This is a genomic window from Streptomyces spinoverrucosus, assembly GCF_015712165.1.
GTDB lineage: Bacteria > Actinomycetota > Actinomycetes > Streptomycetales > Streptomycetaceae > Streptomyces > Streptomyces spinoverrucosus_A.
Genome location: NZ_JADPZX010000001.1, coordinates 7,003,544 through 7,025,785, shown reverse-complemented (window position 1 = coordinate 7,025,785; position 22,242 = coordinate 7,003,544). Strand labels below are relative to the sequence as shown.

Sequence of the window (22,242 nt, the reverse complement as noted above, 5' to 3'; positions counted from 1 at the left end):
ACCCGGTCACTGAAGGAAGCAGCAGCAACATGAAGATCGACTGGGCGGCCCTGGGCTCCGTCTTCGGCGTCAGCCTCGTAGTCACGGTGGCCCTGGTGGGCCTGTTCACCCTCGGCATCGTCGGCCTCTCCCGGCGGGAGAGGGCGTCGACCCGCGGCGGCTCAGCGGCGCTGTCCACCACGGGTGCGTACGTGTGCTTTGCGCTGTGCGCGGCTGCGGTGGCGTACGGAATTTTCCTGATCATGGCCTGAGACCGGAAGCCTCACGGCCGTCTCTGTTCACCTCTGCTCAGCCCTGACAACTTCAGAATCAACCCCCGTAGGCGCTTTGTAATGCTTGCGGGGGTTTTATCCGCATTCGGAGCAGCGCAGCGACCTTGCCGGGAAGTTGCTGTCCGACAGTGGCCGCCTGACGAGTCAACGACGACATGTGGCAGGGAGCACCATGGCCAGAGACATCGATCCGAGCCTGAATCGGCGCAGGCTCCGCATCGAGCTGCGCAAAGCCCGCGAGTAAGCCGTGTTCACCTCGGGCGCGCTGATCGCCACCGGTGACGCGGGGCCGAACCTGCGCCGACTCGTGGAGCTCCGTACGACACGTCAGGAGCGCTACCTCGACGGCGACGAGGGGCGGCCCTTCGGTGTTCCGTCAGCAGTTGGACCACCTCAAGACGCTGATGCAGCGGCCCCGGGTGAACCTGCAGGTGCTGCCCTTCTCCGCAGGGGCACACTTCAGCGTGGCCACGTTCATCGTGAGGAGTGTTTCGAGGAAATCAGCAGCATCGCTTGTCACGGTGACCGAATGATCGAGCTGATCGACGCGGTCAAGGAGAGTCTGGACAACAACTGACCCCGGGACGGGACGGCCCGGGCGAGTTCGGGGGTGGACCGATGGCGGTCTTCGGGTTGCGAGAGTGGTGGCGCCGGTTGCGCGCGGCCCGGACCGTTCCGCCGGGTGAGGATCCCGGGGTCCCTCCCGAGTCCGCTCAGCAGGAAGGACCCGTGCCACTCGACGACTGCACCCTGAAGGCCTACGCCATGCAGCGGCCGGAGTGGGTGGACGCTCTGATCCGGGTGGAGAACGCCCGGGTGGACGGGGAGATACGCCTGCTGTCGGTCCGGCTGCTCCTGGGAACGGCGTGCGCCAGTCTGCTGCTGTTCAGCATCGCCGTGGCCGCCAGAGTCGCCCCCGCACTCCCCTTCGGGATCGCGACCCCGCTCACCACGGCGGTGATCGGCGCGACCGGAGCAGCGCTGGTCACCGTGCTCGGCGCCGGACTGGGCAGGGCGCTGCGCCATCGCTCCGGCAGCACGCAGAGCGGCCCCGTCAGTGGTGCGGGGACCTCCGGGGCTGAGCCGACGCCAGGGCCCGGTGCAGAACCCGGAGCCGGTCGCTGACCGGGGTGAGCCCCCACCACAGACCGGCGGCCCCGGCGATGAGCACGGTCAGCGCCAGCCAGACCACGGCACGCGCCTCACCGGCCGGCACCAGCAGCGCGGCCAGGGCGCCGACTCCGACGGCGAGCCCACCCATCACCGTGGCGTACAGCGCCAGCGGCGCGGCCGACGTGATCGAACTCCCCCTTGTGTGCGGCTTCCTCGTCCGCTCCGAGGAAGAACCCTTGGCCCGGTCTCCCATGCGCTTACCTCCCGCCCCCGCACGGATCGTCAAGAACCATCCGCTCCCGGGTCCGCCAGCCCCGACAGAAAACCACACCACGCGGCGTGGCGGAAGGTGAGCACAGCGTCGTGGCGCCCCTTCGAGTCACGCACGAGCACCTCGGTCTCCCCCAGGGCCAGTTCCAGACACTCACCGCCCGTATTGCCGGAATGGCTGCTCCTGATCCACACCCGCCGCCACGACTCACCGCCGATCACACCGACCTCCTTCACCCAAGAGTCAGCGCACCGACACGGCGTCCTCACCGCGACGTCCCCCAGCGCCGTGTCCCGCCACCGCCCGGGGTCCGCCCCAGGGCAACGGAGGCTCGGCCACACCAGGTTCGTCTCCCCGCCACGAATCACCCAATGCCGCTCGCCGGCGCTCTCAGCCTTCGCACTGCCGTTCTCCTGGAGTGTGCCCAGCTTCCCGGCCTGGAAAGAGGCTAGAAGGCGCCGATTCCGACGGCTGACGATATTTCAGCGATGTGGAACTCCGCACACCGCAGCGTCGCAGGTCAACGGCAAGTTGACGGCCGTTCCGGCCCCGTGGTGGACTTCCGGAGCCATGTACGGCGGCAGGAGAGGAAGTCGGTGTGAATCCGGCGCGGTCCCGCCACTGTGACCGGGGAGGTAACTCCCCGGGAGCCAGGAACTCTCGCCGCCGGTCTCGTCGAACCAGGGCGCGGACACCCTGAGTGAGGACATAACGCGATGCTCGGCTGCCCAGTGAGGTCCCGCACCAGGTCTCTGCCCGACCGCACGGCCGGCTGAGCCCCATGCGTGCCGATCGCGTCTTCGCGTACGGCGCCGCCGCCGGCCTCCTCGGCGACCTCCTCCTCGGCGATCCGCGCCGCGGGCATCCGGTCGCCGCGTTCGGGCGGGCCGCCGCCGCCGTGGAACGGGTGTTGTGGCGCGACCACCGCGCTTGGGGTGCGGCGCACACCGCCGTGTGCGCCGGTGGCGCCGTCGCGCTCGGTGCCCTCGCCCGCAGGGTCGTACGGTCCTCCCCCGCCGCCTCCGTCGCCGTCACCGGGCTCGCCACCTGGGCCGTCGTCGGGGGGACTTCACTCGCCCGCGAAGCCCGGGCCATCGGGCATGCCCTGGAGGCCGGGGACGTCGAGGGGGCGCGGGCGCGGCTGCCGCATCTGTGCGGGCGGGATCCGCAGGCCCTCGACGCCGACGGGATCGCCCGCGCCGTGGTCGAGTCGGTCGCCGAGAACACCTCCGACGCGGTGGTGGGGGCGCTGGTGTGGGGGGCCGTCGGTGGAGTGCCCGGCCTCGTCGGGTTCCGAGCCGTGAACACCCTGGACGCCATGGTCGGGCACAAGTCGCCCAAGTACCGGCGGTACGGGTGGGCCTCCGCTCGGCTCGACGACGTCGCCGGGTGGCCGGGGGCTCGGCTGACCGCCGTACTCGCCGCTCTCGCCGGACCGGATCCGCGCGCGGCCGTGCGGGCCTGGCACGACGACGCCGGTCGGCATCCCAGCCCCAACGCCGGGCCCGTGGAGGCGTCGTTCGCGGGCGCGCTGGGGGTGCGGCTCGGCGGCACCCTCTCGTACGGGGGCGGGTCGAGCACCGGCCCCTGCTCAACGGCCGGGGACGTCTGGTCGAAGTCGCCGACATCGATCGGGCCGTACGGCTCTCCCGGCGCGTCGGCTGGCTCGCGCTCGGCGTGTGCGCGGGCGCGCGGATGCTGAGGAAGGGGCGTGCGTCATGAGCGGGGGACTTCTGGTCGCCGGTACCACCTCCGACGCCGGAAAGAGTGTCGTCACCGCCGGGATCTGCCGCTGGCTGGTGCGGCAGGGCGTCAAGGTCGCGCCCTTCAAGGCGCAGAACATGTCGCTCAATTCGTTCGTCACCCGCGAGGGTGCCGAGATCGGGCGGGCGCAGGCCATGCAGGCGCAGGCGTGCCGTGTGGAGCCGACCGCGCTGATGAACCCGGTGCTGCTCAAGCCGGGCGGGGAGCGGAGCAGCCAGGTGGTGCTGCTGGGCAGGCCCGTCGGGGAGATGAGCGCGCGCGGGTACCACGGGGGACGGCAGCAGCGGCTTCTCGGTACCGTGCTCGACTGTCTCGCCGAGTTGCGGGGCACGTATGACGCGGTGATCTGTGAGGGGGCCGGCAGCCCGGCCGAGATCAATCTGCGGCGGACGGACATCGTGAACATGGGGATCGCGCGCAACGCCCGGCTCCCCGTGCTCGTCGTCGGCGACATCGACCGTGGCGGGGTCTTCGCCTCGTTCTTCGGGACCGTCGCCCTGCTGTCGCCGCAGGACCAGGAGTTCGTCGCCGGGTTCCTCGTCAACAAGTTCCGCGGGGATGTCTCCCTGCTGGAGCCGGGGCTGGACATGCTCCGGACGCTCACCGGGCGGCGGACGTACGGTGTGCTGCCGTACCGGCACGGGCTGGGGATCGACGAGGAGGACGGACTGCGCGTCTCGATGCGCGGGGCCGTGCGGGAGTCCGTCGTCGCGCCGCCCGTCGGCGCGGACGTGCTGCGCGTCGCCGTGTGTGCGGTACCGCTGATGTCCAACTTCACGGACGTGGACGCCCTCGCCGCCGAACCCGGTGTCGTGGTGCGGTTCGTGGACCGGCCCGAGGAGCTGGCCGACGCCGATCTCGTGGTGATACCGGGGACGCGCGGGACCGTACGGGCACTGGAGTGGCTGCGGGAGCGGGGGCTCGCGGCGGCCGTCGCCCGCAGGGTCGCCGAGCAACGGCCCGTGCTCGGCATCTGCGGCGGCTTCCAGATCCTCGGCGAGCACATCGAGGACGACGTCGAGAGCCGGCGCGGGCAGGTCGACGGGCTCGGGATCCTGCCCCTGCGCGTGCGGTTCGCCCGGGAGAAGACCCTCGCCCGTCCCGTCGGCGAGGCCCTCGGCGAGCCGGTCGAGGGGTACGAGATCCATCACGGCGTCGCCGACGTCACCGGCGGGGAGCCCTTCCTGGACGGGTGCCGGGTCGGGCAGACCTGGGGCACGCACTGGCACGGCTCGCTGGAGTCGGACGCCTTCCGGCGGGCCTTCCTGCGCGAGGTGGCCGCCGCCGCGGGGCGCCGCTTCGTGCCGGCGCCCGACACTTCCTTCGCCGCGCTGCGCGAGCAGCAGCTCGACCGGCTCGGCGACCTGATCGAACAGCACGCGGACACGGACGCGCTGTGGCGGCTCATCGAGTCCGGCGCGCCGCAAGGACTGCCTTTCATTCCACCGGGAGCGCCCGCATGAGCACTGTGTTGTTGTTGTCGACCGCCGACACCGATCTGCTGGCGGCCCGGGCCTCCGGCGCCTCCTACCGGATCGGCAACCCGACCCGCCTCGACGTCGACAGCGAGCTGCCCGCGCTGGTCGAGGGCGCGGACATCGCCGTCGTACGGCTGCTGGGCGGCAAGCGGGCCTGGGAGGACGGGCTGGCCGGGCTCAAGTCCGCCGGGATTCCCACCGTGTTGCTCGGGGGCGAGGCCGTGCCGGACGCCGAGCTGATGGCGGAGTCGTCCGTGCCCGCCGGTGTCGTGGCGGAGGCCCTGCGCTATCTCGTCGAGGGCGGGCCCGCCAACCTCACCGAACTGGCCCGGTTCCTGTCGGACACCGTGCTGCTGACGGGTGATGGCTTCGACGAGCCGCAGAAGATGCCGGAGTACGGCGTCCACGGCTCACGTCCGCTCGCGGACGGCCGCCCCACCGTCGGCGTGCTCTTCTACCGGGCCCACGAGCTCAGCGGCAACACCGCCTTCGTCGACACCCTGTGCGACGCGATCGAGGCGCGGGGCGCCAACGCCCTGCCCGTGTACTGCGGTTCGCTGCGCGGCGCGGACGCCGGTCTGTACGAGATCCTCGCCAAGGCCGACGCGCTCGTCGCCACCGTCCTGGCCGCCGGCGGCACCCACGCCTCGCAGGCCTCGGCGGGCGGCGACGAGGAGGCCTGGGACATCGGGGCGCTCGCCGAACTCAACGTCCCTGTGCTGCAGGGGCTCTGCCTGACCTCGTCGAGGACCGCCTGGGACGAGTCGGACGCCGCCCTCTCCCCCATGGACGCGGCGATGCAGGTCGCGATCCCGGAGTTCGACGGGCGGCTGATCACCGTGCCGTTCTCCTTCAAGGAGCAGGGGCCGGACGACGTTCCGGTGTACGTCGCCGACCCCGAGCGGGCAGCGCGGGTGGCCGGGATCGCCGTACGGCACGCGCAGTTGAAGCACAAGCCGAACGCGGACAAGAAGATCGCGCTGGTCTTCACCGCGTACCCGACCAAGCACTCGCGCGTCGGCAACGCGGTGGGGCTGGACACGCCCGCTTCGGCGGTACGGGTGCTGGACGCGCTCAAGGCAGCCGGGTACGGCGTCACCGAGTACCCGTCCGGCGGCGACGAGCTGATCCACCGGCTCATCGACGCGGGTGGGCACGATGTCGAGTGGCTCACCGAGGAGCAGTTGGCCGCCGCGCCCGCGCGCGTGCCGCTGGCCGACTACCAGGCGTGGTTCGACAAGCTCGACCCGGGGCTGAAGGACGCCATGGTCGAGGCGTGGGGCGAGCCGCCGGGTTCGCTGTACGTCGACGGGGACGACATCGTGCTCGCCTCCCTCCAGTTCGGGAACGTCGTCGTCATGATCCAGCCGCCGCGCGGCTTCGGCGAGAACCCGATCGCGATCTACCACGACCCCGACATGCCGCCGTCCCACCACTACATGGCGGCCTACCGCTGGCTGGACAACAGCTTCGGAGCCGACGCCGTCGTGCACATGGGCAAGCACGGCACGATGGAGTGGCTGCCGGGCAAGGGGCTGGGGCTCGGCGCGGGTTGCGCGCCCGACGCCGTTCTCGGTGACCTGCCGCTGATCTATCCGTTCATCGTCAACGACCCCGGCGAGGGCACCCAGGCCAAGCGGCGCGGGCACGCGACGGTGGTCGACCACCTGGTCCCGCCGATGGCCCGTGCGGACACCTACGGCGACCTGGCCAAGCTGGAGCAGCTGCTCGACGAGTACGCGCTGGTGTCCGACCTGGACCCGGCGAAGGCGCCGGCGGTCCGCGCGCAGATCTGGACCCTCGTCAAGGCCGCCGAGCTGCACCACGACCTGCATGTGGACGAGCAGCCGGACGACGAAGAGTTCGACGAGTTCGTGATGCACATCGACGGCTATCTGTGCGAGATCAAGGACGTGCAGATCAGGGACGGGCTGCACATCCTGGGCGGCGGTCCGGTCGGTGAGCCGCGCGTCAACCTCGTCCTCGCCGTGCTGCGGGCCTCGCAGGTGTGGGGCGGGCAGGCGAACGCGCTGCCGGGGCTGCGGGCCTCGCTGGCCGCGCACTTCGGGCTCAGCGAGAAGGAGCTGCTGGCCGAGCCGGGCGCGGCCCTGAAGGTGCCGGTCGAGCTGACGGAACTCGTCGAGGGCCCGTCCCGTACGGCCGCCGACGCGATCGATCTGCTGGAGCAGCTGTGCCGGCGGATCGCGGAGGGCATGGAGGCGCGCGGGTGGGCGGCGTCCGAGAGCGCCGCTCTCGTACGGGAGGTGCTCGGCACCGACCTCCCCGACGCCGTCGCCGTGCTCACCTTCGCCTGCACCGAGGTCGTCCCGCGCCTCGCCCGCACCACCGACGAGATCGACCACATCCTCAAGGCCCTGGACGGCGGTTACGTCCCGGCGGGCCCGTCGGGCTCGCCGACCCGTGGCCTGGTCAACGTCCTGCCGACCGGCCGCAACTTCTACTCCGTCGACCCCAAGGCCATCCCGTCCAGGCTGAGTTGGGAGGTCGGGCAGTCGCTGGCGGACTCGCTGGTACAGCGGTACCTCGCCGACAACGGGGAGTACCCGAAGTCCGTGGGCCTCACGGTGTGGGGTACGTCGGCCATGCGCACCCAGGGCGACGACATCGCCGAGATCCTCGCGCTGCTGGGCTGCCGCCCGGTGTGGGACGACGCCTCTCGCCGGGTGACCGGCTTCGAGGTGATCCCCCTCGCGGAACTCGGCCGGCCGCGCATCGACGTCACGGTCCGTATCTCCGGCTTCTTCCGGGACGCGTTCCCGCATGTCGTCGGGCTGATCGACGACGCGGTGCGGGCGGTGGCCGAGCTGGCGGAACCGGCCGAGTCCAATTACGTGCGGGCGCATGTCGAGGCCGACGCCGCCGAGCACGGCGACCGGCGGCGGGCCACGGCCCGCATCTTCGGGTCGAAGCCGGGGGCCTACGGTGCCGGTCTGCTGCCGCTGATCGACGCCCGGAACTGGCGCAGCGACGCCGACCTCGCCGAGGTGTACGCCGTCTGGGGCGGCTACGCGTACGGGCGCGGGCTCGACGGGCGGGCGGCGCGCGGGGACATGGAGACGGCGTTCCGGCGGATCGCGGTCGCCGCGAAGAACGTCGACACGCGCGAGCACGACCTCGTCGACGCCGACGACTACTTCCAGTACCACGGCGGCATGGTCGCCATGGTCCGGCACCTCACGGGCGCCTCCCCCGAGGCGTACGTCGGTGACTCGGCCACCCCCGACCAGGTCAAGACCCGCACCCTCGGCGAGGAGACCCACCGCGTCTTCCGCGCCCGCGTGGTCAACCCGCGCTGGATGGCGGCGATGCGACGGCACGGCTACAAGGGCGCCTTCGAGATGGCGGCCACCGTCGACTACCTCTTCGGCTACGACGCCACCGCCGGGGTCGTCGACGACTGGATGTACGAGAAGCTCAGCGCGGAGTACGTCTTCGACCCGGAGAACCGGGACTTCATGAAGAAGTCCAATCCGTGGGCGCTGCGCGGCATCACCGAGCGGCTGCTGGAGGCCGCGGACCGGGGGCTGTGGGCGGAACCGGACGCGGAGACGCTGGAGCGGCTGCGCGCCACCTACCTGGAGCTCGAAGGCGACCTGGAGGGCGACGACAAGTGACCACCCCGTTTCCGTTCACGGCCGTCGTCGGCCAGGACGACCTGCGGCTCGCGCTGCTGCTGAACGCCGTGTCACCGGCGGTCGGCGGTGTGCTGGTGCGCGGCGAGAAGGGCACCGCCAAGTCGACGGCGGTGCGGGCGCTGTCGGCGTTGCTGCCGGAGGTCGCCGTCGTCCCCGGTTGCCGGTTCTCCTGTGACCCCGCCGCTCCCGACCCCGCCTGCCCGGACGGGCCGCACGAGGCGGGTGCGGGAGGCGAGCGACCCGCCCGCATGGTGGAACTGCCCGTCGGTGCCTCCGAGGACCGGCTCGTCGGCGCGCTCGACATCGAGCGGGCGCTCGCCGAGGGCGTGAAGGCCTTCGAGCCCGGGCTGCTCGCCGACGCGCATCGCGGGATCCTCTACGTCGACGAGGTCAACCTCCTCCACGACCACCTGGTCGACCTGCTGCTGGACGCGGCCGCGATGGGTGCCTCGTACGTCGAGCGCGAGGGTGTCTCCGTACGGCATGCCGCCCGTTTCCTGCTCGTCGGGACCATGAACCCGGAGGAGGGCGAGCTGCGGCCGCAGCTCCTCGACCGGTTCGGGCTGACCGTCGAGGTCGCGGCCTCGCGGGAGCCCGACCAGCGGGTGGAGGTGGTGCGCAGGCGGCTCGCCTACGACGACGATCCGGCCGGGTTCGCGGCGCGCTGGGCGGACGAGGAGGCCGCCGTACGGGCGCGGATCGTGGCGGCGCGGGAGTTGTTGCCGTCCGTGCGGCTGGGCGACGGGGCGCTGCGGCAGATCGCGGCGACCTGCGCGGCCTTCGAGGTGGACGGCATGCGGGCCGACATCGTGATGGCGCGCACCGCGACCGCGCTGGCCGCGTGGGCGGGGCGGACCGATGTGCTGGCGGAGGACGTGCGGCAGGCCGCGCTGCTCGCGCTGCCGCACCGGCGCCGACGCAATCCCTTCGACGCGCCGGGGCTCGACGAGGACAAACTGGACGAGACGCTGGAGGAGTTCGGGAGCGACGACGAGGACCCGGATCCCGGTCCCGACGGGCCTGGCGATGGTGGCGGAGAACCGGCTCCCGACAGCGGGCCGCAGGGTGGGGACACGGCCGCGCGGCCCGAGTCCGGTGAGGGCGAGCAGCTGCCCGGCGGAGGCGGTGAGCAGTCCGCCGTACGGGCCGGCGAGCCGTTTCGGGCCAAGGTGCTGAGCGTGCCCGGGATCGGTGAGGGTGCCGCCGGGCGGCGTTCGCGGGCGCGAACCGAGCACGGGCGGACAACCGGCGCCCGGCGGCCCCAGGGAGCGCTCACCAAGCTGCATCTGGCCGCGACCGTGCAGGCCGCGGCGCCGCATCAGCGGGCACGGGGGCGTACCGGGCCGGGGCTTGTGGTCCGCAGGGACGATCTGCGGCAGGCGACCCGGGAGGGGCGCGAGGGGAATCTCGTGCTGTTCGTGGTCGACGCCTCCGGGTCCATGGCGGCCCGGCAGCGGATGAGCGCCGTGAAGGGCGCGGTGCTGTCGCTGCTGCTGGACGCGTATCAGCGGCGGGACAAGGTGGGGCTGGTGACCTTCCGGGGTTCCGCTGCCGACGTCGCACTGCCGCCCACCTCGTCCGTGGACGCGGCGGCGGCCCGGCTGGAGTCGCTGCCGACGGGTGGGCGGACGCCGCTGGCCGCCGGGCTGCTCAAGGCGCATGACGTGCTGCGGGTGGAGCGGCTCAGGGATCCCGCTCGGCGGGCGCTGGTCGTGGTGGTGACGGACGGACGGGCCACCGGTGGCCCCGAGCCGGTGGCGCTGGCGGGGCGTGCTGCTCGGCTGTTCGCCGCCGACGGTGTGGCGTCCGTGGTCGTGGACTGCGAGTCCGGGCCCGTGCGGCTGGGGCTCGCCGGGCAGCTCGCCGGTGAGCTGGCGGGTACGGCCGTGACGCTGGACGAGTTGCGGGCGGACAGCATCGCCGGGCTGGTGAAGGACGTACAGAGGAGGGCCGCGTAATGCCGCAGGGACAGCCGAGTGTCGTACCGGATGACGGACTGACCACCCGACAGCGGCGGAACCGGCCGCTGGTCGTGGTGCACACCGGCATCGGGAAGGGCAAGTCCACCGCCGCCTTCGGGCTGGCGCTGCGCGCCTGGAACCAGGGCTGGCCGATCGGGGTGTTCCAGTTCGTCAAGTCGGCGAAGTGGAAGGTCGGCGAGGAGCGGGCACTGCGGGTGCTCGGGGACTCCGGGGAGGGCGGGACCGTCGCCTGGCACAAGATGGGCGAAGGGTGGTCCTGGGTCCAGCGGGATTCCCAGATGGACAACGAGGAGAAGGCCCGCGAGGGCTGGGAGCAGGTCAAGCGGGATCTGGCCGCCGAGACGTACCAGCTGTACGTGCTGGACGAGTTCGCGTACCCGATGCACTGGGGATGGGTGGACACCGACGAGGTCGTCTCCGTGCTGCGGGACCGGCCGGGGACCCAGCATGTGGTGATCACCGGGCGGAACGCGCCCGAGAAGCTCGTCGACTTCGCCGATCTCGTGACCGACATGTCCAAGGTCAAGCATCCGATGGACGTGGGGCAGAAGGGCCAGCGAGGCATCGAGTGGTGACTTGTTCCGTTCCTCGGCTGGTCATCGCCGCGCCCGCGTCCGGGAGCGGCAAGACCACCGTTGCCACGGGGTTGATGGCCGCGTTCGCCGGGCGGGGGCTCACCGTGTCTCCGCACAAGGTGGGGCCGGACTACATCGATCCCGGGTATCACGCGCTCGCTACCGGGCGGGTGGGGCGGAATCTCGACGCGTATCTGTGCGGGCCGGAGTTGATCGGGCCGCTGTTCGCGCATGGGGCGCGTGGGTGTGACGTCGCTGTGGTCGAGGGCGTGATGGGGCTGTTCGACGGCGCTGCGGGGGAGGGCGAGCTGGCCTCCACCGCGCAGGTGGCGAAGCTGCTGCGGGCGCCGGTGGTGCTGGTCGTCGACGCGTCGTCGCAGTCGCGGTCGGTGGCGGCGCTGGTGCACGGGTTCGCGTCGTGGGATCCGGAGGTGCGGGTCGGGGGCGTGATCCTGAACAAGGTCGCCTCGGATCGGCATGAGGAGTTGTTGCGGGAGGCGTTGGAGTCGGTCGGGGTGCCGGTGTTCGGGGTGCTGCGGCGGGCTCCGCAGGTTCAAACGCCGTCGCGGCATCTGGGACTGGTTCCGGTGGCCGAGCGGGGCGCTGCGGCGGTGGAGGCTGTTGCGGCCATGGCCGCGCAGACGACTGAAGGGTGCGATCTGGAGGGGTTGCTGGGGCTGGCGCGTAGTGCCGGTACGGTGGCGTGTGCGGCTTGGGATGCGGGTGAGGCCTTGGTTTCCTCGCCCCCGCCGCCCCTACCCTTCCCATCCTCCAGGGGCTCCGCCCCTTCGGCCCCGCCAGGGGGCTCTGCCCCCTGGACCCCCGATCGGCCTGAACGGCCTCGTCCTCGAACTCCCCCAGAGGGGGTACCCCCAGACGGGCTGGTCGTCGCCGTTGCCGGTGGGGCCGCGTTCACCTTCTCCTATGCCGAGCACACCGAGCTGCTCGCCGCCGCCGGGGCGGAAGTCGTTCTCTTCGACCCCCTGCGCGATGAGCGACTGCCCGACGGCACACGCGGGTTGGTCATCGGGGGTGGCTTCCCCGAGGTGTATGCCGCCGAGCTGTCCGCCAACGAAAGCCTGCGCAAAGCGGTGTCCGCCCTCGCGGAGAGCGGCGCGCCCGTCGCCGCCGAGTGCGCCGGGCTGCTGTATCTGTGCCGGGAGCTGGACGGGCTGCCGATGTGCGGTGTGCTCGACGCGTCCGCACGGATGAGTGAGCGGCTCACGCTCGGGTATCGGGACGCCGTCGCCGTGAGTGACAGTGTGCTGGCCGGGGCCGGGACCCGGATGCGGGGGCACGAGTTTCACCGGACCGTCGTCGAGCCGGGGTCCGGGGCGGCGCCCGCGTGGGGGGTTCGCGCTCCTCGGCGGCGGGTCGAAGGTTTTGTACAGCAGGGCGTGCACGCGAGTTATCTGCACACGCACTGGGCGTCCGCGCCCGGTGTCGCCCGTCGGTTCGTGGAGAGGTGCCGGACGTCATGAGCAGCAGGCTGATCGGAGTGGGCGTCGGGCCGGGCGATCCGGAGCTGGTGACCGTGAAGGGCGTCAACGCCCTGCGCGCCGCCGATGTCGTCGTCGTACCGGTGATGGACACGGGTGAGCGGGGGCGCGCCGAGGCGACGGTGCTGCATTACGTGCCGGAGGAGAAGGTCGTCCGGGTGGTGTTCGCGCTGAACGAGCGGACCGACCGGGGCCGGCGCGAGGCGGCGTGGGACGCGGCGGGCGAGCGGGTCGCCGGGTTGCTGCGGCAGTACGCCTCCGTCGCCTTCGCCACCATCGGCGACCCGAACGTGTACTCCACGTTCACCTATCTCGCGCAGACCATCGCGGAGTTGGTCCCGGGCACCGTCGTCGAGACCGTGCCCGGCATCACCGCCATGCAGGACCTCGCCGCGCGGTCGGGTGCCGTGCTGACGGAGGGGACCGAGCCGCTCACGCTGGTGCCGGTGACCGCCGGGGCCGCCGTGCTGAAGGACGCGCTGAACGGACCCGGGACCGTCGTCGCCTACAAGTTCGGCCGGCAGGCCGGTGAGGTCGCGGAGGCACTGCGCGAGAGCGGGCGGATCGAGGGTGCCGTGTGGGGGTCGGCGCTCGGACTGCCGGAGGAGTCGATCCGGCCCGCCGGTGAGCTCGACGGGGCGCCGCTGCCGTATCTCTCCACGCTCATCGCGCCCGCGCGGCGCGACGGCGGGCGGGGCGGCAAGCTGTGAAGGCGCCAGGGTCACTCGGCAATCCCCACCACCAGCCAGATGAACGCAGCGCCCCCGATGGTGCACAGCAGCGTCGGGCCGGCGGGGTGCTTGTGGTGGGCCTCGGGGAGGATCTCGGCGGCGGCCAGGTAGAGCAGTGCTCCGCCGAAGAGGCCGAGATAGCCGCCGAGGGCGGGCTCCGGGATGGCGACCAGCAGGGTGCTCGCCGCGCCCGCGACCGGGGCCACCGCGTCCGCGAACAGCATCGCGACCGCCCGGCGGCGGGCGTTGCCGTACAGGGCCGTGATCGTGAAGGTGTTGAAGCCGTCCGCGAAGTCATGGGCGACGACGGCCACCGAGACCGCCAGGCCCATGCCGTCGCCGATCTGGAACGCGGCGCCGATCGCCACGCCGTCCATGGCGCTGTGCACGACCATCGCGCCGGCCGCGGTCAGGCCCACCTCGGGAGTGCGGTGGTGCTCGTCGCCGCCGTGCGCGGCGAGCAGACGTTCCACCAGATGGGCGAAGAGGAAACCGGTCACGAACAGCAACAGGGCCGCGGGGACACCGAACACCTCCGCACCCGCCGCGTCCAGCGCCTCCGGCAGCAGGTCCAGGCCCACCACGCCCAGCATCAGGCCGCCGGCCAGGCCCAGCACGAGGTGACGGCGGTCCGTCACACGCTGTGCCGTCCAGCCACCCGCCAGCGTCATCAGGAACGCGCCCAGCGCGACGAACACCGCCATGCGCCCTTGCTATCCGATCAGCCCGCGGTCGTGCACATCCGGCCGCACGCGCGTTGACATCCGTACGAGAGGATCCGAACCCATGGCCGAAGCCACCACCGGCAAGGTGACCTTCGTCGGTGCCGGCCCCGGCGCCGCCGATCTGCTGACGTTCCGCGCCGCGCGCGCCATCGCCGCGGCCGACGTCGTGATCTGGGCGGCGAGCCTGGTCCAGGCGGAGGTCCTCGAACACGCCCGCGAGGGCGCCGAGATCCTCGACTCGGCGACGATGTCGCTGGAGGACGTCGTCGCCGTCTACCGGAAGGCCCACGCCGAGGGGCTGAGGGTCGCCCGCATCCACTCCGGCGACCCGGCGCTGTGGGGCGGTACGCAGGAGCAGCTCGACCGGTGTGCCGAGCTCGGCATCGCCACCGAGGTCGTGCCCGGCGTGTCCGCGTTCTCCGCCGTCGCCGCGCTCGCCCGACGTGAGCTGACGATCCCGGAGGTCGCGCAGTCCGTCGTGCTCACCCGGCTCGGCGGCGGCAAGACGCCGATGCCGCCCGGTGAGGAGGTGCGCGAGTTCGCCCGGCACGGCACCACCATGGCGATCTTCCTGTCGGCGGCCCGCAGCGGCCAGCTGGTGCGGGAACTGCTGGAGGGCGGCTATCCGACGACCACGCCGGTCGTGGTCGCGTACCAGGCGACCTGGCCGGAGGAGCTGGTCGTGAAGTGCACGATCGGGAGGCTGGAGGAGACGGTGAAGGAGCACAAGCTCTGGAAGCACACCCTCTTCCTGGTCGGCCCGGCCCTCGACGCGCACGGCACCCGCTCGCACCTCTACCACCCCGGCCACTTCCACGGCTACCGCAAGGCCGACCCGGAGGCCCGCAAGGCGCTGCGCGCGCGGGGTGCGCAGACGTGATCCGGGTGGTCGGTGCGGGGACCGGCGCGGCCGTGCCGCAGGAGGCGCTGGCGGGCGCCGAGCTGGTGGTCGGCGGCAGGCGGCACCTGGACGCTGTACGGCTGCCCGAGGGCGCCGAGCGCATCGTGCTCGGGCCGCTGGCACCCGCCCTCGACACCATCGAGGAGTACGTCGAGAAGGACCGGCCGGTCGTGGTGCTGGCGTCGGGCGACCCCGGGTTCTTCGGGATCGTGCGGGCGCTCGCCGAGCGGTTCGGGGCGGAGCGGCTGGACGTGCGGGCCGGGGTGTCGTCGGTGGCCGCCGCGTTCGCGCGCGTCGGGTTGCCCTGGGACGACGCGGTGGTCGTGAGCGCGCACGGGCGGGAGCTGCGGACGGCGGTGAACGTGTGTCGGGCGCGCCCGAAGGTCGCCGTGCTGACCGGGCCGGGGTCCGGTCCGGCGGAGCTGGGGGCGGCGCTGGCGGACAGCGAGCGCGTCCTCGTGGTCGCCTCCGCGCTGGGTGACCAGGCGCGGGAACGGGTGGAGCGGGTGACGCCCGCCGAGGCCGCGGCCCGGGACTGGGGTACAGCGGTGAGTGTCGTGCTGTGCCTGGACGAGCGGCGGGCGCTGGCGGCCGTGCGGACCGTCGCGGGCCCGGCCGAGGGACCTGCCGGATGGGCGCTGGACGAGGGCGAGTTCACGCACCGGGACTCGATGATCACCAAGTTCGAGGTGCGGGCACTGGCGCTTGCCCGGCTCGGGCCGCGCCTCGGTGATCTGGTCTGGGACGTCGGGGCGGGCTCCGGGTCGGTGGCCGTGGAGTGCGCTCGGCTGGGTGCCGCCGTGGTCGCCGTGGAGAAGGCGGCGGACGGTGTGGAGCGGATCCGGGCCAACGCCGGGTCGCACGGCGTCGACGTACGGGTGGTGCATGGCGAGGCGCCCGCGGCGCTGGCCGGGCTCGACGACCCCGACGCCGTGTTCGTCGGCGGCGGCGGGCGCGAACTGCCCGCCGTCGTCACTGCCTGCGCACACCGCGCCCGGCGCACCGTGGTCGTCGCCCTGGCCGCGCTGGACCGGGTTCCGGGGGTGCGCGAGGCGCTCACCGGGGCCGGGTTCGAGTGTGACGGGGTGCTGTTGCAGTCGTCGCGGCTGGCGCCGCTGCCGGGCGATGTGAGCCGGCTGGCGGCCACCAACCCTGTTTTTCTGCTGTGGGGCGTCCGGCCTCCGGCTCGTACCGAAGGAGTTGCTCAGTGATCGGCCTCATCTCCGCCACGGAGGCGGGAGCGGCGGCGCGGGACCGGCTGGCTGCGGCGTGGCCGGACCGGACGCGGGTGTACGAGGGTCCCGTGGGGGACGCCGTGCGGGCCGCGTTCGGGGAGTGCGAGCAGCTGGTGTGCTTCCTGGCCACGGGTGCCGTGGTACGGCTCGTCGCCCCGCTGCTGGGCGACAAGGCGTCCGACCCCGGGGTGGTGTGTGTCGACGAGGGCGGCCGGTTCGCGGTGTCCCTGGTGGGCGGGCACGGCGGCGGGGCCAACGAACTCGCCCGCGAGGTGAGCGAGTTGCTGGGCGCCGATCCGGTGGTGACCACGGCGACGGACTCCGTCGGGCTGGCGGGTCTGGACACGCTGGGTCTGCCGGTGGAGGGTGACGTGGCAGCCGTGTCCCGGGCGCTGCTGGACGGCGAACCGGTCGCCCTGCGCGCCGAGTCGGCGTGGCCACTGCCTCCGCTGCCGGTCGCGGCGGACGGCTCGTACACCATCCGGGTCACCGACCGTGCTGTGCAGCCCGCGCCGCACGAGGTCGTCCTGCGCCCGCCGACCCTCGTCGTCGGCGTCGGCGCGTCCAAGGGCGCCCCAGCCGACGAGGTGCTCGCGCTGATCGAGGGCGCCTTGCGGGAGGCGGGCCTGTCCGCTCGTAGCGTCGCCGAACTCGCCACCGTCGACGCCAAGGCCGAGGAACCCGGGATCGTCGCCGCCGCCGAACACCTCGGCGTCCCGCTCGTGACCCACTCCGCCGAACGCTTGGCCGCCGTGGCGGTCCCCAACCCCTCGGACGCTCCCCTCGCCGCCGTCGGCACCCCGTCCGTCGCCGAGGCGTCGGCGCTCATCGGCGGTGGCGAACTCCTCGTTCCCAAGCGGAAGTCGGCGATGGCGACCTGCGCGATCGTACGGCGGCCCGCGCGCGGTCGGCTCGCGGTGGTCGGGCTCGGGCCCGGGGCCCGCGATCTGCTCACGCCGCGCGCCAGGGCGGAGCTGCGCCGCGCGTCCGTGCTCGTCGGGCTCGACCAGTACGTCGACCAGATCCGCGATCTGCTGCGCCCCGGCACCCGGATCCTTGAGTCCGGGCTGGGCGCCGAGGAGGAGCGGGCGCGGACGGCGGTCGAGGAGGCGCGCCAGGGGTACGCCGTCGCGCTGATCGGCAGTGGTGACGCGGGCGTGTACGCCATGGCGTCCCCGGCGCTGGCCGAGGCCTCCGACGACATCGACGTGGTCGGCGTCCCCGGAGTCACCGCCGCCCTCGCGGCCGGTGCCATTCTCGGGGCCCCGCTCGGGCACGACCATGTCTCGATCAGCCTGTCCGACCTGCACACGCCGTGGGAGGTCATCGAACGGCGGGTGCGGGCGGCGGCCGAGGCGGACATCGTCGTGACGTTCTACAACCCGCGCAGCCGGGGCCGCGACTGGCAGCTGCCCAAGGCGCTGGCGATCCTCGCCGAGCACCGGGCGCCGACGACGCCCGTCGGCGTCGTACGGAACGCCTCCCGGCCGGACGAGTCCAGCCGGCTGACGACCCTGGCCGCACTCGACCCGGCGACGGTCGACATGATGACCGTCGTGACCGTGGGCAACACGGCCACCCGGGAGATCGCGGGGCGCATGGTGACGCCGCGCGGCTACCGCTGGCAGCAGGAGGAGGCCCGGTGAACCGTGTGGTCCACCCGATCGAGCAGGAGTCGTTCCGGCGGCTGCGCGCCCGACTGGACACCTCGCACTTCCCGCCGCTCACACGGGCGGTGGTGGAGCGGGTGATCCACTCCGCCGCCGACCTCGACTACGCGAGCGACCTCGTCATGGACGAGGGCGACCTGGACGGGGCGTACCGCGCGCTGCACTCCGGCGCGCCCGTCGTCGTGGACGTCGAGATGGTCGCCGCCGGGATCACCCGCCGCGACACCGTCTGCCGGCTGAAGGACGCCAAGTCCGGTCCCGGGCTGACGCGTTCGGCGCATGCCGTGCGGCTGGCGTACCAGGACGTCGGCCCCGGCGCGGTCTGGGTGATCGGCTGTGCCCCGACCGCGCTGGAGGAACTGCTGACCCTGGACGCCGACCCCGCGTTGGTGATCGGGCTGCCCGTCGGTTTCGTCGGTGCGGCCGAGTCCAAGGCGGCCCTGCGGGAGAGCGGACTGCCCGCCGTGAGCAACGTGTCCGAGAAGGGCGGTTCGGCGGTCGCCGCGGCCGCGCTCAACGCCCTGCTGTACCACCCCACTTCGTACGAGGAGAAACCGTGACCACCCCGCCGCCCGCCCTGCTCATCGCCGGCCACGGCACCCGGGACGACGCCGGAGCCGAGGCGTTCCGCGACTTCGTACGGGAGCTGGGGCGCCGCCACCCCGAGCTGCCCGTCGCGGGCGGCTTCATAGAGCTGTCCCCGCCGCCGCTGGGCGAGGCCGTCACCGAGCTGGTGGAGCGCGGCGTGCGCCGCTTCGCCGCCGTGCCGCTGATGCTGGTGTCCGCCGGGCACGCCAAGGGCGACATCCCGGCCGCGCTGGCCCGCGAGAAGGAGCGGCACCCCGGGATCTCGTACACCTACGGCCGCCCGCTGGGCCCGCATCCGGCGCTGCTGTCCGTGCTGGAGCGGCGGCTGGACGAGGCGCTGGGCACCGAGGGGCGCAGGCCCGGGGACCGGGCCGACGTGACCGTGCTGCTGGTCGGACGCGGATCCACCGACCCGGACGCCAACGCCGAGGTGCACAAGGCGGCCCGGCTGCTGTGGGAGGGCCGCGGGTACGCCGGGGTGGAGACGGCGTTCGTGTCGCTGGCGGCGCCGGACGTGCCGAGCGGGCTGGACCGGTGTCTGCGCCTCGGTGCGCGCCGGATCGTCGTCCTGCCCTACTTCCTGTTCACCGGCATCCTGCCGGACCGGGTACGGCTGCAGACCGAGGGCTGGGCGGCCGCGCACCCCGAGGTCGAGGTGCGCTCGGCGGACGTCATCGGTCCGGAGCCGGAGCTGCTCGATCTGGTGATGGAGCGGTACGAGGAGGCCCTGAAGGGCGATCTGCGGATGAACTGCGACTCGTGCGTGTACCGCGTCGCGCTGCCCGGCTTCGAGGACAAGGTGGGCCTGCCGCAGCAGCCGCACTACCACCCGGACGACGACGGCCACCACCACGGGCACGGGCACCACCATCACCACGGCACGCACTCCCATGCCCACTGACGCGCACGACCTGCGGCATCACGGCGACGCCGAGGTCCGCGACGACGGCGCCGCACTGGTCGACCTCGCCGTGAACGTCCGCGCGGACACGCCCCCGGCCTGGCTGCGCGAGGTGATCGCCGACTCCCTCGGAGGGCTCGCCGCCTATCCGGACGGCCGGCGCGCGCGGGCGGCGGTGGCGGCACGGCACGGGGTCGGCGTGGAGCGGGTGCTGCTGACGGCGGGCGCCGCCGAGGCGTTCGTGCTGCTGGCGCGGGCGCTGAAGGTACGTCGGCCGGTCGTCGTCCACCCGCAGTTCACCGGGCCGGAGGCCGCGCTGCGGGACGCGGGGCACACCGTCGACCGGGTGCTGCTGCGTGCGGAGGACGGCTTCCGGCTTGATCCGGCGGCCGTACCGGAGGGCGCCGACCTGGTGGTGATCGGCAACCCGACCAACCCGACGTCGGTACTGCACCCCGCTGACGCCGTCGCCCAGCTGGCCCGCCCCGGACGGACGCTGGTCGTGGACGAGGCGTTCATGGACGCCGTGCCGGGCGAGCGGGAGGCGCTGGCCGGCCGGAGGGACATCCCCGGGCTGGTCGTGCTGCGCAGCCTGACGAAGACGTGGGGCCTGGCCGGGCTGCGCATCGGCTACGTCCTCGCGTCCCCGGAGACCGTCGCGGACCTGGAACGCGCCCAGCCGTTGTGGCCGGTCTCCACACCCGCGCTGGCCGCCGCCGAGGCCTGCGTGGCGCCGCGCGCCCTGGCGGAGGCGGCCCATGCCGCCCATCGCGTCGCCGCCGACCGGGCCCACCTGGTCGCGGGGCTGTCGCGGATCGCCGGGCTGCGGGTCGTGGCACCGGCCGAGGGCCCCTTCGTCCTCGTCCGGCTGCCCCGAGCCGCCACCGTCCGCCGGCGGCTGCGCGACCTGGGGTTCGCGGTCCGGCGCGGGGACACCTTCCCGGGGCTGGGCGAGGAGTGGCTGCGTCTGGCGGTGCGGGAGCGGACGACGGTCAACTCGTTTCTCCGGGCGCTGGAGAGGGCGGTGTCGCCGACGGAGGGCTGATCCGCTCGCGGGTGCCGTCCGGGAAGCGGATCTCGACGGTGCCGTCGGCGCCAACGGTCGCGCTGGGCCCCGAGGACACGGCGTCCAGGTCCGGGTCGGCGCTGAGCACCACCAGGGTGACCAGCAGGCGGGCGCCCGCGTCCCGTTGGAGGCAGGGCGTCGCCGAATGGTGGCCGACGGCGTTGGTGCCGACGGCACGGGCGACCGTGCCTTCGGTGCCGCCCCAGCCGTGCAGACCGACGACCAGGCTGGTCAGCCCGTCGGCACGCCGGACCTGCGCCCACCCGCATCCGGTGCGACCGACGGGCGGCACGGCATCGTCGGCGACCGCCCAACCGCCCTCCCGCACCGGCGAGTCGGCGGCCGGGTCGAGCCTGTGCACCCGCACCTCGAACGGCCCGTGCACCACACTCACCGTCGCGATACGCCGCCCCTCCCCCGCACTGTGCCAGGAGGCGGCGCGGCGGCCCTCGACGCCGAGCGGGTGGATGCGACCGCGCGGAGACGGGGTGCCGTCGGGGGCGAGCAGGGCGATGTGGTTGTCGGGCCCCGGCCCGGGAGTCTCGGGCGCGGCGGCGCTCGCGTAGGCGAACTTGGCGTAGTGCGGGCTGTCCTCGTCCCTCGCGGGCGGAGGCGGCAGCCGGTCGCTGCCGTGGTTGACGAGCCGTACGATCCCGTCGGCGGCGGTGGAGTGCAGCAGCCAGCCCGGAGCGGGCAGCGGAAGGCAGACGTCCGTGGTGTCGACGGGGGCGGGCTCTTCGCGGGCCGTCCACACCGGGTGGTCGGCGGGCAGGAGCAGGCCGAGGAAGGCCTTGCCGGCCCAGTAGGGGGACGCGGGGCCCGAGTAGCGCTGGGTCACTCCGAGGAAGGGCCGGTACCAGCCCAGGGTGAGCAGGCCCCGCTCGTCCGGAACGCCACGTTCGGCGAAGTGCTTCAGCGCGCCCGAGGCGATACGGCGGGTGCGGCCGGGCGGCAGCGGGGTGGCGTCGGCGAGGACGCCCGCCCACAGGGGCGCGGTGGCCGCGAAACGGTAGGTGAGGGAGCGGCCCTGGTGGACGGGGGCGCCGTCGGAGCCGAAGAAGTGCTGGTGGGCGGCGAGAAAGGCACGCAGCCGCAGCCGGTACGTGCCCACGCGCGAGGCGTCCGCCCGCGCTCCCGCGATCCGCGCCCACAGGACCGGATACAGGTGCAGCGCCCAGGCGTTGTAGTAGTCGAACTTCCGGCCGTCCCCGTCGGTGTACCAGCCGTCGCCCCGATACCAGTCGTCCAGCCGGGCCAGCCCGGCGTCGATCTCCGCGCGGCTGTGCGGGGCACCGACAGAGGCGAGGAACTCCTCGGTGATGACCTGGAACAGACGCCAGTTGGAGTCGTTGGCACGAGCGCCGACGAATCCACCGAGCCAGTCGATCACCTGCTCGCGTACGCGGTCGTCGAGCTGGTCCCACAGCCAGGGACGCGACTCGTGCAACGCGATCGCGACGGACGCGGCCTCCACCATCGGCTGGCCACGGTCGGTGATGGGCGGCCAGCGCTCGTCCCCGTACGGATCGGCACCGGCGGCGAGCCCGACGGCGTACCGCTCAATGAGCGCGGGCTCAACGCCCCCCTGAGCACCGGCGATACGAAACGCGGCAAGCAAAAGGGACCGCGCATACCCCTCCAGCCCATCGGACCAGACCCCCGAATGACTGGCAGGCCCAGGCAACCGGTACTGAGCGAACTTGGGCGAGGTATAAGACACCACCCCATCAAGCAACCGATCGGCCATCACTTCCCAGTGGAGGCGGGTCCACCCGGTAATCGGCGAGAGATGAGGATCGAATTCAACCATGCGAG

Annotated in this window: 19 protein-coding genes, 1 pseudogene and 1 riboswitch; of the genes and pseudogenes, 16 read left to right on the top strand and 4 right to left on the bottom strand. The window is 73.1% G+C overall.

Annotated features, from left to right (window positions below):
* Nucleotides 1-29: 29 nt before the first annotated feature.
* The 3 genes from I2W78_RS31930 (at nucleotide 30) to I2W78_RS31920 (ending at nucleotide 1,397) form a co-directional block, all read left to right on the top strand.
* Complete coding sequence (locus I2W78_RS31930; protein ID WP_196463711.1) at nucleotides 30-251, top strand: hypothetical protein; 222 nt, start codon at nucleotides 30-32, stop codon at nucleotides 249-251.
* Nucleotides 252-640: 389 nt separating this feature from the next.
* Nucleotides 641-805 (top strand): Scr1 family TA system antitoxin-like transcriptional regulator, encoded by a 165-nt coding sequence (locus tag I2W78_RS40845; protein ID WP_307783874.1) that lies wholly within the window; start codon nucleotides 641-643, stop codon nucleotides 803-805.
* A gap of 196 nt (nucleotides 806-1,001) precedes the next feature.
* Nucleotides 1,002-1,397, top strand: coding sequence for a hypothetical protein (locus I2W78_RS31920; protein ID WP_196463710.1), 396 nt, complete (start codon nucleotides 1,002-1,004; stop codon nucleotides 1,395-1,397).
* Here I2W78_RS31920 and I2W78_RS31915 read toward each other — a convergent pair.
* Both I2W78_RS31915 and I2W78_RS41225 read right to left on the bottom strand, forming a co-directional pair.
* Nucleotides 1,327-1,638, bottom strand: a complete 312-nt coding sequence (locus I2W78_RS31915; RefSeq protein ID WP_230885653.1) for a hypothetical protein — start codon at nucleotides 1,636-1,638, stop codon at nucleotides 1,327-1,329. The two genes, I2W78_RS31920 and I2W78_RS31915, sit on opposite strands and share 71 nt — an antisense overlap.
* 29 nt (nucleotides 1,639-1,667) lie before the next feature.
* The gene (locus I2W78_RS41225; RefSeq protein ID WP_196463709.1) at nucleotides 1,668-1,877 is read right to left on the bottom strand and encodes a DUF397 domain-containing protein; all 210 of its coding nucleotides are present in this window, start codon (nucleotides 1,875-1,877) and stop codon (nucleotides 1,668-1,670) included.
* A 317-nt stretch (nucleotides 1,878-2,194) separates the two neighbouring features.
* Nucleotides 2,195-2,335: riboswitch (cobalamin riboswitch) on the top strand.
* 102 nt (nucleotides 2,336-2,437) lie between these two features.
* On the opposite strand from I2W78_RS41225, the pseudogene I2W78_RS31905 reads away from it, so the two are divergent.
* The 7 genes and pseudogenes from I2W78_RS31905 (at nucleotide 2,438) to cobI (ending at nucleotide 13,320) form a co-directional block, all read left to right on the top strand.
* A pseudogene (locus I2W78_RS31905) lies at nucleotides 2,438-3,378 on the top strand (cobalamin biosynthesis protein).
* On the top strand, nucleotides 3,375-4,883 hold the full coding sequence (locus I2W78_RS31900; RefSeq protein ID WP_196463708.1) for a cobyric acid synthase: 1,509 nt from the start codon (nucleotides 3,375-3,377) through the stop codon (nucleotides 4,881-4,883). Before I2W78_RS31905 ends, I2W78_RS31900 begins: the two are co-directional and overlap by 4 nt.
* Nucleotides 4,880-8,533 carry a cobaltochelatase subunit CobN gene (gene cobN / locus I2W78_RS31895; RefSeq protein WP_196463707.1) on the top strand — a complete coding sequence of 1,218 codons (3,654 nt, stop codon included), beginning with the start codon at nucleotides 4,880-4,882 and terminating at the stop codon, nucleotides 8,531-8,533. The genes I2W78_RS31900 and cobN overlap by 4 nt, the downstream gene beginning before the upstream one ends.
* The gene (locus tag I2W78_RS31890; RefSeq protein ID WP_196463706.1) at nucleotides 8,530-10,512 is read left to right on the top strand and encodes a putative cobaltochelatase; all 1,983 of its coding nucleotides are present in this window, start codon (nucleotides 8,530-8,532) and stop codon (nucleotides 10,510-10,512) included. Before cobN ends, I2W78_RS31890 begins: the two co-directional genes overlap by 4 nt.
* Nucleotides 10,512-11,111 (top strand): cob(I)yrinic acid a,c-diamide adenosyltransferase, encoded by a 600-nt coding sequence (gene cobO / locus I2W78_RS31885; protein ID WP_196463705.1) that lies wholly within the window; start codon nucleotides 10,512-10,514, stop codon nucleotides 11,109-11,111. Before I2W78_RS31890 ends, cobO begins: the two co-directional genes overlap by 1 nt.
* On the top strand, nucleotides 11,108-12,592 hold the full coding sequence (locus tag I2W78_RS31880) for a cobyrinate a,c-diamide synthase (protein ID WP_374222735.1): 1,485 nt from the start codon (nucleotides 11,108-11,110) through the stop codon (nucleotides 12,590-12,592). Before cobO ends, I2W78_RS31880 begins: the two co-directional genes overlap by 4 nt.
* On the top strand, nucleotides 12,589-13,320 hold the full coding sequence (gene cobI / locus I2W78_RS31875) for a precorrin-2 C(20)-methyltransferase (protein WP_196463703.1): 732 nt from the start codon (nucleotides 12,589-12,591) through the stop codon (nucleotides 13,318-13,320). Before I2W78_RS31880 ends, cobI begins: the two co-directional genes overlap by 4 nt.
* An 11-nt stretch (nucleotides 13,321-13,331) precedes the next feature.
* Here cobI and I2W78_RS31870 read toward each other — a convergent pair whose 3' ends face one another.
* Complete coding sequence (locus I2W78_RS31870; RefSeq protein ID WP_196463702.1) at nucleotides 13,332-14,045, bottom strand: ZIP family metal transporter; 714 nt, start codon at nucleotides 14,043-14,045, stop codon at nucleotides 13,332-13,334.
* Between the two features lie 82 nt (nucleotides 14,046-14,127).
* On the opposite strand from I2W78_RS31870, the gene cobM reads away from it, so the two are divergent.
* The 6 genes from cobM to cobC are packed head-to-tail and all read left to right on the top strand — an operon-like array spanning nucleotide 14,128 to nucleotide 20,406.
* Nucleotides 14,128-14,946, top strand: coding sequence for a precorrin-4 C(11)-methyltransferase (gene cobM / locus I2W78_RS31865; RefSeq protein ID WP_196463701.1), 819 nt, complete (start codon nucleotides 14,128-14,130; stop codon nucleotides 14,944-14,946).
* Nucleotides 14,943-16,178, top strand: a complete 1,236-nt coding sequence (cbiE, locus tag I2W78_RS31860; protein WP_196463700.1) for a precorrin-6y C5,15-methyltransferase (decarboxylating) subunit CbiE — start codon at nucleotides 14,943-14,945, stop codon at nucleotides 16,176-16,178. The genes cobM and cbiE overlap by 4 nt, the downstream gene beginning before the upstream one ends.
* The gene (gene cobJ / locus I2W78_RS31855; RefSeq protein WP_196463699.1) at nucleotides 16,175-17,848 is read left to right on the top strand and encodes a precorrin-3B C(17)-methyltransferase; all 1,674 of its coding nucleotides are present in this window, start codon (nucleotides 16,175-16,177) and stop codon (nucleotides 17,846-17,848) included. Before cbiE ends, cobJ begins: the two co-directional genes overlap by 4 nt.
* The gene (locus I2W78_RS31850; protein ID WP_196463698.1) at nucleotides 17,845-18,432 is read left to right on the top strand and encodes a precorrin-8X methylmutase; all 588 of its coding nucleotides are present in this window, start codon (nucleotides 17,845-17,847) and stop codon (nucleotides 18,430-18,432) included. Before cobJ ends, I2W78_RS31850 begins: the two co-directional genes overlap by 4 nt.
* Complete coding sequence (locus I2W78_RS31845; protein ID WP_196463697.1) at nucleotides 18,429-19,361, top strand: sirohydrochlorin chelatase; 933 nt, start codon at nucleotides 18,429-18,431, stop codon at nucleotides 19,359-19,361. The genes I2W78_RS31850 and I2W78_RS31845 overlap by 4 nt, the downstream gene beginning before the upstream one ends.
* Complete coding sequence (gene cobC / locus I2W78_RS31840; RefSeq protein WP_196463696.1) at nucleotides 19,351-20,406, top strand: Rv2231c family pyridoxal phosphate-dependent protein CobC; 1,056 nt, start codon at nucleotides 19,351-19,353, stop codon at nucleotides 20,404-20,406. Before I2W78_RS31845 ends, cobC begins: the two co-directional genes overlap by 11 nt.
* Here cobC and I2W78_RS31835 read toward each other — a convergent pair.
* Nucleotides 20,354-22,237, bottom strand: a complete 1,884-nt coding sequence (locus tag I2W78_RS31835) for a DUF2264 domain-containing protein (protein ID WP_196463695.1) — start codon at nucleotides 22,235-22,237, stop codon at nucleotides 20,354-20,356. The two genes, cobC and I2W78_RS31835, sit on opposite strands and share 53 nt — an antisense overlap.
* Nucleotides 22,238-22,242 lie beyond the last annotated feature (5 nt).